The sequence below is a fragment of the Anabaena sp. FACHB-1391 genome (genome assembly GCF_014696755.1).
In the GTDB taxonomy this organism is placed as follows: Bacteria; Cyanobacteriota; Cyanobacteriia; order Cyanobacteriales; family Nostocaceae; genus Dolichospermum; species Dolichospermum planctonicum.
In genome coordinates this window covers 1-8,462 of sequence record NZ_JACJQS010000069.1, presented here as the reverse complement: position 1 = coordinate 8,462, position 8,462 = coordinate 1, and the positions used below count along the sequence as shown (strand labels likewise).

7 protein-coding genes, 1 tRNA gene and 1 CRISPR repeat array are annotated in these 8,462 nt (G+C 37.5%); of the genes, 5 read left to right on the top strand and 3 right to left on the bottom strand.

The window, feature by feature from the left end:
* Nucleotides 1-604 precede the first annotated feature (604 nt).
* Complete coding sequence (locus tag H6F62_RS20030) at nt 605-1,741, bottom strand: cob(I)yrinic acid a,c-diamide adenosyltransferase (protein WP_190372810.1); 1,137 nt, start codon at nt 1,739-1,741, stop codon at nt 605-607.
* Between the two features lie 278 nt (nt 1,742-2,019).
* On the opposite strand from H6F62_RS20030, the gene fraC reads away from it, so the two are divergent.
* From fraC to H6F62_RS20005, 5 genes are all read left to right on the top strand, one after another.
* Nucleotides 2,020-2,568 carry a filament integrity protein FraC gene (gene fraC / locus H6F62_RS20025; protein ID WP_137909527.1) on the top strand — a complete coding sequence of 183 codons (549 nt, stop codon included), beginning with the start codon at nt 2,020-2,022 and terminating at the stop codon, nt 2,566-2,568.
* A gap of 36 nt (nt 2,569-2,604) precedes the next feature.
* On the top strand, nt 2,605-3,615 hold the full coding sequence (gene fraD, locus H6F62_RS20020) for a septal junction protein FraD (RefSeq protein WP_137909526.1): 1,011 nt from the start codon (nt 2,605-2,607) through the stop codon (nt 3,613-3,615).
* 117 nt (nt 3,616-3,732) lie between these two features.
* On the top strand, nt 3,733-4,407 hold the full coding sequence (gene purN, locus H6F62_RS20015) for a phosphoribosylglycinamide formyltransferase (RefSeq protein WP_137909525.1): 675 nt from the start codon (nt 3,733-3,735) through the stop codon (nt 4,405-4,407).
* 58 nt (nt 4,408-4,465) lie between these two features.
* Nucleotides 4,466-5,194 (top strand): HAD family phosphatase, encoded by a 729-nt coding sequence (locus H6F62_RS20010; protein ID WP_137909524.1) that lies wholly within the window; start codon nt 4,466-4,468, stop codon nt 5,192-5,194.
* Between the two features lie 45 nt (nt 5,195-5,239).
* Nucleotides 5,240-5,312: transfer RNA gene (locus H6F62_RS20005), tRNA-Ala, on the top strand.
* Between the two features lie 323 nt (nt 5,313-5,635).
* Nucleotides 5,636-5,962: direct repeats of the CRISPR family, unit length 38 nt; unit sequence CCTTTCAACCCACCCCTAGTCGGGATGGTAGTTGAAAC.
* A gap of 491 nt (nt 5,963-6,453) precedes the next feature.
* On the opposite strand, the gene cas12k is transcribed toward H6F62_RS20005, so the two are convergent.
* Together cas12k and H6F62_RS19995 are read right to left on the bottom strand one after the other, a co-directional pair.
* A complete protein-coding gene (cas12k, locus tag H6F62_RS20000) occupies nt 6,454-8,331 on the bottom strand; it encodes a type V CRISPR-associated protein Cas12k (RefSeq protein ID WP_190372809.1) in 1,878 nt (625 codons plus the stop codon).
* 35 nt (nt 8,332-8,366) lie between these two features.
* Nucleotides 8,367-8,462 (bottom strand): transposase (locus tag H6F62_RS19995; RefSeq protein WP_190372240.1); only part of this gene is annotated, 96 nt, incomplete at its 5' end.

The following is an 8,462-nucleotide window of genomic DNA, read 5'->3' as shown; positions in this document are numbered from 1 at the left end:
AAAACTATTTGTATTAGTTTACATCCTGTAAATCCTTAAATCCTGGATATCCTGATTCTGACAATAATCTTGCTAAAATTGCAGATACTGATTTAATAACTTGGTTAAATCAAGAAGATCATCCATAATAGTTTTCCTAGGTTGGGTTAAGCAACAGTGCAACCCAACAAATGCTTGAAAATCTTGGTTTTCCTAACGTCAACCCACCCAATATCTCATTCAGACACTTATAATTTATTGACAGAATAAAAAAGAAATTCGGGATATTATCCTTCTCAAAACTATTTGTATTAGTTTACATCCTGTAAATCCTTAAATCCTGGATATCCTGATTCTGACAATAATCTTGCTAAAATTGCAGATACTGATTTAATAACTTGGTTAAATCAAGAAGATCATCAATAATCGTGATTTTTGGGTTGGTTTTTCTCAACCCAAATAAAAATATTACAGCAAGTTTAGCTTGAGTGAGGTACTTCTTATGCGGGCAAGATGCCCGCACCACAAGAGTTTTATTATTAATGTCTGTAATTTATAATACTAGTAACTGTCGTATACCTTAAATAAAAATAGAACGGAGGGCGCAGACCCTGCGCCCCTAGAGTTAAAAATCAACCCCCCGCTTCAATTCCACGCCTTCATTTGCGTAATGTTTATGACAATAAACCTCAGAATGAATACTGGCTAAATCAAAATAAGCCGGTTGATTTTGACAGCGACCGGTAATAATCACTTCGGTGTCGCGGGGTTTACGTAATAATGCTTGGACAATGGGATCAACAGGTAATAATTCTAAATCCACAGTGGGATTGAGTTCATCGAGAATGATAGTTTTATACACACCAGAAGCGATCGCCATTTTAGCAATTTCCCAACCTCTCTCCGCCTCTATATAGTCTAATTCTTGACGCGAATTACGCCAAACAATGGCATCCCGTCCACAACGTTGATGATCTACTACTTCTGGATAAGATTGCTGTAAAGCGGCTATAGCTGCATCTTCAGTATAGCCACTACCACCTTTTAACCACTGCATAATCAATACACGGTTAGAACCAGGATGATTGATACCTCTGCCAATAGCTTGTAAAGCTTTACCCAAGGCACTGGTAGATTTACCCTTTCCTGCACCTGTATAAATTTCAATGCCTTCAATAAACAGTTCTGCGGCCGTGGGGTGGTGGTGAGGTTTCATTTCCGAATGTAAGTCTGCAATATCTAATAATGGTTGTGGAGCAGCGCGTCCAGTCGTAATGATTTCTAATTCTTGGGGTTTAGATTTTAAAACATTTATGACCTCATTCACGCATAGCAAACCTAAATCTAAAACCGGGTTAATTTCATCTAGAACTACAACCGAGTATAAACCAGAAGCGATCGCACCTTTAGCTACATCCCAACCCCGTGTAGCCTCTGTGCGATCAAAAGGTGTAATTTGATCATGTCCGAAAAATTCGGCTCTTCCCGTGCGAACCTGGTCAATTAAATGGGGAAATCCCCGCTGTAAAGCCGCTATTGCTCCATCCTCATCATAATCCCGTTCTGGGCCCTTTAAAAACCGCAATAGTAACACCCGGCTAGAATCACTGGGTGTATTAATTCCCAAACCAATCGAGCGCAAAACCACCCCTAAAGCCGCTTGGGACTTACCTTTGCCCAAACCATCATAGACGTGAATTTGACCCGTAAGCCGCTCAGAACGCACTTGCGCTGTGCGAATACCGATACCGTTCCTTGTCATCTTTTGAAAAGCTATAAAGTGGTAATTCCTTATCTTAACGAAACCAGACTGAGGATGTGCGGTTTTTTGTTTACGTATTTAAATTAAAAGAATGTATTAATACTATCAAAATAAAAATCTTGATATACTCAGATCATAAATACCAAAACATGAGATAATTGCCCATTGTTAGTATTTTTTACAAGCAAAAAATCAGGTTTATCAACTCAGGTGGGTTTCGTCTGTGTAAACGCGGATTATAACCGCCCAAATGCTTCTAACTTAAACTTTTAACAAATATGTCCGACGAATTATCATTACCCATAATTTTGCCAATTGGGGCAATATTTTTTGAAACATTATTCTTACTGGCAGCCATTCCCCTAGAAGCTTCCGTTCTTAATAAATGGCTGAAGTTTGATAAGAAGACTAGCATTTTTTATGCAATTACCATTAATGTTTTTTCTAGTGTAATTGGCTGGATTATCTTTTTTGTGATCGAACCAATATTACCTACTACTATCAAATCAGAACTGATTAATTATGTATTTTTTAATAAGCTAAAAGATACTAGTATCAGTTCCCTGATAATTTTATTATCATTCACTATTTTTTTAGCGACTTTTATAGTTAAGTTCTTAATCATGAAAATGCTGATAATTGTGATGGATGAAGGTGGAACAAAAACAGAAACGGGAATCATTTCTTCACAACAAAGAGCAATTTATATGAATATAGCTAAATTGCAAAATACTAATTTAGTAATTACAACATTAATAGCTAATTCACTGAGTTATAGTGCCATAACCATCATCTTATTAATTCGCTCTCTGTATTCTGGAAGATGATCAATATTAATCACTTTATTAATTAGAGGTAATCCAATGGACTCATTATTTAAGGAAATACTGGGCATATTTCAATTTATTAAAGGTTTACTCGCAGGAGTGCAAAAATTTCTGACACCAGCGAAAGCATACTCGTGGCAGACATTTATTTATTTGAGTGTTTTTTCTTGGGGAATATCATATTTTGCTGTAGGATCTGTCAAAGATATTATTGCCTTTTGTGGTTGGCTATTTTTGTTAGCAGGAACAGCTTGGTATACCACCGATGATCCTTTAAGATTTCCCGGAACTTTTATGCCAGTCGGGGCAATAATTACAGGGTTCTTAGTTAGCGTCTTTGCCTTTGGACATCAGGAGAATATATTAACAGCTAAAACTATAGTTATTTGGCCAACAATATCTGCAATTGTTACGGCCATACCTAACTTCTTTGAAGGTACGGGAGGAAGATCCGCAAAAGCGAAACTGCCCAAATTACAAGACCGCCAAAAAATAATAGTTTTGTTATCTTGGTGTATGTTAATTAGTTGTTGGTTGCAGTTTTACTTCGTTATAGATAAGTGGTTAAAAGACTATCCTAGTTTACGTGCAGACAACTTTCAGAAAAGTGCCTTTGTAATTAGACTAGAACCACCTGCAAAAAAACCAAAAAATGGTGATCTGATTTTAAATAAAATTCAACCTTTAGTTAATCAAGAAATTGCCAATAAACCCTGGTCAGAAGTAGAAAAATGGTTACTAGAAGCTGATCAGCAGCTAAGGAATTTGGGGAAGAGAACAATTAATAATCACCTCAGTAAATCTCAAGAAAAACAACTATGGAGTGTTGAACCTCGTGTAGTTAATATCAAATCTGGATATCAACTAGATATTTTGACTGTTTGGAATGGACCTAGTGCCAATGCCAAAGGATTTTACTGGAAAAAATCTTGTTTTATTCAACCGTCTCAATCGGGACAACAGACAGATAATAAAAATGCAGTTGCTAAGATTTCTTGCGATCGCACAAGTAAATTTTTCATTGGTTCTCCCCCACCAAAAAAGTAACAAGACTAACCCAAAATAGAACAAAAGCAATAACTTCTTCCCTGTTAAGAGTTCCCTTGTCATAACGACAATTTTTAACGCCAACCTACTTACCAATGGGGTTTATGGTTTACTTTTATGACTTACGATTTGACAATAAATAATCATTCCAGTCTGATTTCTCCTGATATTTATAATTACCAAGTTTCATCTGATCAGCCTTTGCAAATAGGAATCATGGCTTCAGGAAATGGCAGTAATTTTGAAGTAATTGCTCAAGCTATTGCTGATGGTAAAATCAACGCCAAAATTCAAGTTTTAATCTACAATAATCCTGATGCTAAAGCAGCAATCAGGGCTGAAAAATGGGGTGTAGAATCTGTACTATTGAATCATCGTGATTATAAAAATCGAGAAAAGTTTGATAGTAAAATAGTCCAAATATTACAGCAGTATGATGTGAAATTCGTGATTATGGCGGGATGGATGCGATTAGTTACACAAGTGTTAATTGATGCTTTTCCCCAGCGGATGATTAATATTCATCCCAGTTTATTACCGAGTTTTAAGGGTGTACAAGCTGTGGAACAGGCTTTAGCAGCCAGAGTGAAAATCACTGGCTGTACTGTACATCTTGTTTCTTTAGAAGTTGACAGTGGAGAGATTTTAATCCAAGCGGCTGTTCCTGTTCTCCCAGAGGATACACCAGAAACTCTACACGCTAGAATTCAAGTGCAGGAACATCGGATTTTACCAATGGCCATTACTCTTTTAGATCCTACATTCTGCACTCAGCCATATTACAATCAGTAATTAGTGGCAGGAAAATGTATAGCAGGAGTCCCCAAATTTGGAGTTAGGAATTAGCGCGATGAGTTTAAAAGCAGTTCTATTTGATTTTAATGGTGTCATCATTAAAGATAGACAAATCCATATTCAACTAATAGATGAGATTCTCCTGGGGGAAAATCTCCAACTTCAACGAGTGCAAGAACGTCAAGCTTTTTTAGGGTTCGGCCATCGCGCTTACTTGCAAAACCTGCTGAAAAATCGTGGTCGGGTAGTCACAGAAGTTTATATGACTCAATTACTTACCCGCAAAGCTCAAGGTTATATTCTAGAATTGGAAAAGTTAGAAAAATTGCCTTTGTATCCCGGAATTGAAGACGTAATTTTTCAAATTCGTGACCATGATCTCAAATTGGGGTTAGTCAGTGATACTTTATCTTTAGAAGTAGAAACGGTGTTGACATCTGCTAAATTAACTGAATACTTTCCCGTGATTGTATCAGGGGATGATATCAACAGTCATAAACCTAACCCGGAAGGATATTTATTAGCAGTGGAACGGATGAATCAAGTATATCCAGAATTAAATCTACAACCTCACGAATGTTTAGTGATTGAACATACCCCAGTAGGTATTCAAGCAGCCAAAAAAGCCCAAATGCAGGTGGTAGGTGTAGCGAATACTTACCCGTTCCATATGTTGCAACGTCAAGCTAATTGGACAATTGATTATTTGATTGATTTGGATTTACAGCAGGTACAGGAAGTTTTTTTAAAAAAAGATGGGCAATTTATTGTTTCTGAATGCTAGAATAGAGTATGTGTATTAGAGATAAGAACTCATAAGCACGAATAAGGGGAATTAGCTCAGTTGGTAGAGTGCTGCGATCGCACCGCAGAGGTCAGGGGTTCGAGTCTCCTATTCTCCATTTGTTGTTGTCGAATAACAAATTATTTGTCGTCGTTAACAGATTCTTGTCGTTATTAACAAATTCATGTCGCTGTTAACAGATTAGTGTCGTCGAATTCATTTTTTCAACCGTTAACACAATAATGTCGCTGAAAATCATCCATGATAAACCAATGATTATTAATATATTGGTTCAATTATTGGTTCGATCGCAGCACTCCTTTCAATCCTCCCATAATCAACTCTATTTTGTAACTATTTTAAATCCAAACCTGCTTAACCAGCGAACTGCTTGCAGCAGCGCAACGCTTACGCATTCCAAGAGTTGTTTATCTTTCCTTTCCCTTCAACCCACCCCTAGTCGGGATGGTAGTTGAAACTTAATGATTTCGAGAAACAGATGAATGTGTTGTCCTTTCAACCCACCCCTAGTCGGGATGGTAGTTGAAACAAGGGAGCGGCTGATTAAATCTTCACAAAATAAGCCCTTTCAACCCACCCCTAGTCGGGATGGTAGTTGAAACGTAACAGAAAGCCAGGGGTTAACACCATATTACCTTTCAACCCACCCCTAGTCGGGATGGTAGTTGAAACTTAGGTGGAATTGGATTTTTCCTGGGAACTTTATTAAGCTTTCAACCCACCCCTAGTCGGGATGGTAGTTGAAACCGCGCCCGTCTAGACCCTTGCCAATACAGGTTTCCAGAAGCAATTTTGGCAAACCTGTTAAAAAATCTGTTTTTTTGCCCTCAACAGAAGACATTCATCACTCTTCAAACGAGTCAAATCAATACTGGACAAGGGATTCAAGAATTTGGCAGATCCCTGGAGTTTTTACCCCCGCTCATGGTTTGCCAAAAAAAAGATTTAAGAGGATTCCCCCGACGAAGGGGGTGATTCAGTAGCCACCACTGTGGAAATCCACATCGTTATAAATAACGACTACAGCTAAAAGCCTTACTCCTTATTGCTGGGAGCGCACCTATCCTGTCTGGCGACAGCAGCATCAGCAGCGGGCAGCTACCAGGCTCAGAAAGCATGACAGTCTTCCAACCGCCAAACTAAGCCAGATTTTTCATAGTACAGAGACTCCAAAGAGCATGAACTACGGCGCTATTATATCCATATAATATTTTCAAAGTTCGGATTTGTCAACAAAACTAGACCGACTTCATAGCTTGACGTTCTTGGTAAGCAAAAACAGCTACATCTCGCGCTTTTTCCTGTGGACTGCCTCTAATTGGTTGTGTGCCAATTTCAATAGAGATTCCAGCTTGTACCCCCTGGGACTTGATACTCTCAATTAATCGTCCATAACTCCAGCGATGAACACTAATCCGATATTCTTTAGCGTATTTTTGTTGAGCCTCCTTGTAACCAGGACATTTGTTTTCGGCTCTAGATTGAATTTCACTACTGATTTGCTCCCGCATATCAGAGAGTTTTGGTAAAACAACACCACTAGCTTGATATTTTTGTGCGATCGCTATTATCGCATCAGCCAACAATCTATCCACATATTGCCCTAACTCTGATTCACCAAAAGAATTAAATTTATTTTGTTTTTGGGCTTTATGGCGTTCATGAGATAAGCGTTGCTGTTGTTGTCGCTGACGATTTAGTAAATTATAGTTTTCACCAAGTAATTGTTTAACACTGCGATAAGCTATAACCTCATTTTTGACAACATCTACCACCGCTACCGTCACTGGTTTTTTTAACCCAAAACTAACACCTATTAAGATTGAAGATTTACCTTGATAATTAGGTTTACTGGGACGAGGAAAAGGGTTATTAATTCGAGCTAGGGTTGATTGCTGACGAGTAATAAAAGCTTGTTGTTTATCATTGAGATCATCTTTCTGTTTTGTTTTAGTTAAAATTTCCGTAATTTTTGTAACTTTCTCCTCAACCACTTCTTTAGTTCCTTCACAACTCATCATTCGAGTATCCAAAGAACAATAAAAATTAAGTTGATTTACTTTCCAATGTTCACCTTTTTCTTCACTTGGCAACCAAGAAATTCTGCCTGAGCGTAAAGTAAACAAACTGCTTGAATGTTGATTTTTACTATTGCGTTTAATTTCTCGATCCTCCAAAAAGCGTTGGAAATAGTGCAAATGACGCTTATCGCAGTAAATCTCAAAAGTAAGTTTTCCCAAACCATTAAACCGCACAAAGAGACGATTATTATCATTTTTTAACCATGTCATATCCTCGTTAGATTCATAAGCTACAGGAAAGGGAACATTAGCAGTTTTTCTTAAAAGTGCTGCTTGCCATGCCTTTGCTTCATTTTCATTTTGCGGAACATTGAAAGTAGCAATTTTTAAAGTTTCCAACCATTCTTCTCCCGTCAAATCTCTACCTTTAGGAATGCGACTTTGGATCTGATCTTTTAAGCGTTCAATTTCAATTTCTTTTCTGCGCTTATTTCTGGTAAATTCTTCTGGGTTTTCATCTACTTCACTAATTTGACAGTTATTTTTAAGTAGATATGCAAGAGCGCAACGAGTAAGGGGATCTTCTGCGTCTTCGTAAGTGTTTAAAAGAATTTTGAAAATTGAAGATGTTTTAGATTTTGGAGCTTTTTTAGTCTTTTTCCCCTTTTTCTGATGGTCATTTTCATCAGACTGAAGTGCAAATTTAGTTAAAAGTTCAGCAGCTTTAGTGCGAATTACTTCTAAACTACATTCACTCTCTTGCTCAAGTTCTTGATCACTTTTAAGCATTTTTAGCCAACGCTGTTTCCCTTCTATTTGGTTTTTTCTGCGTTTTTGCAAAGCAAACCAAGACTTATACAGATAATCCACTAAAGTAATCCCTGAAGTGTAAAAACGTCCAGGTTGTCCAGTAAAAAGTTCTTGAGTTTTGAGAGAATTACCCAGTTTTTTCAGTAATTCAGCAGGTATACTCCCTTTTTCTAGCCAGGTTTCAAATTCTGAGTGTTTTCCTATCTGTAACAATATTTCATTGATAAATGGTGTATTTTTTTCAGTCATCAATTTCCATAGTTGACCGAAAATAATGGGATACAAGCCCCGTCCACTTCGGCCAGCTCAGTGCATCGCTTCTAGGACGGCTTTTCTTGATTTTTAATATACTCTTTTAATATCTCTAGTGGCGCACCTCCTACAGAAATGGCAAAATAACTGGGACTCCATAACGC

Coding starts and splice junctions, on each gene's coding strand:
- fraD (WP_137909526.1), top strand. CDS start 2,605: ATGGACTCATTATTTAAGGAAATACTGGGCATATTTCAATTTATTAAA.
- fraC (WP_137909527.1), top strand. CDS start 2,020: ATGTCCGACGAATTATCATTACCCATAATTTTGCCAATTGGGGCAATA.
- H6F62_RS20030 (WP_190372810.1), bottom strand. CDS start 1,741: ATGACAAGGAACGGTATCGGTATTCGCACAGCGCAAGTGCGTTCTGAG.
- H6F62_RS20010 (WP_137909524.1), top strand. CDS start 4,466: ATGAGTTTAAAAGCAGTTCTATTTGATTTTAATGGTGTCATCATTAAA.
- purN (WP_137909525.1), top strand. CDS start 3,733: ATGACTTACGATTTGACAATAAATAATCATTCCAGTCTGATTTCTCCT.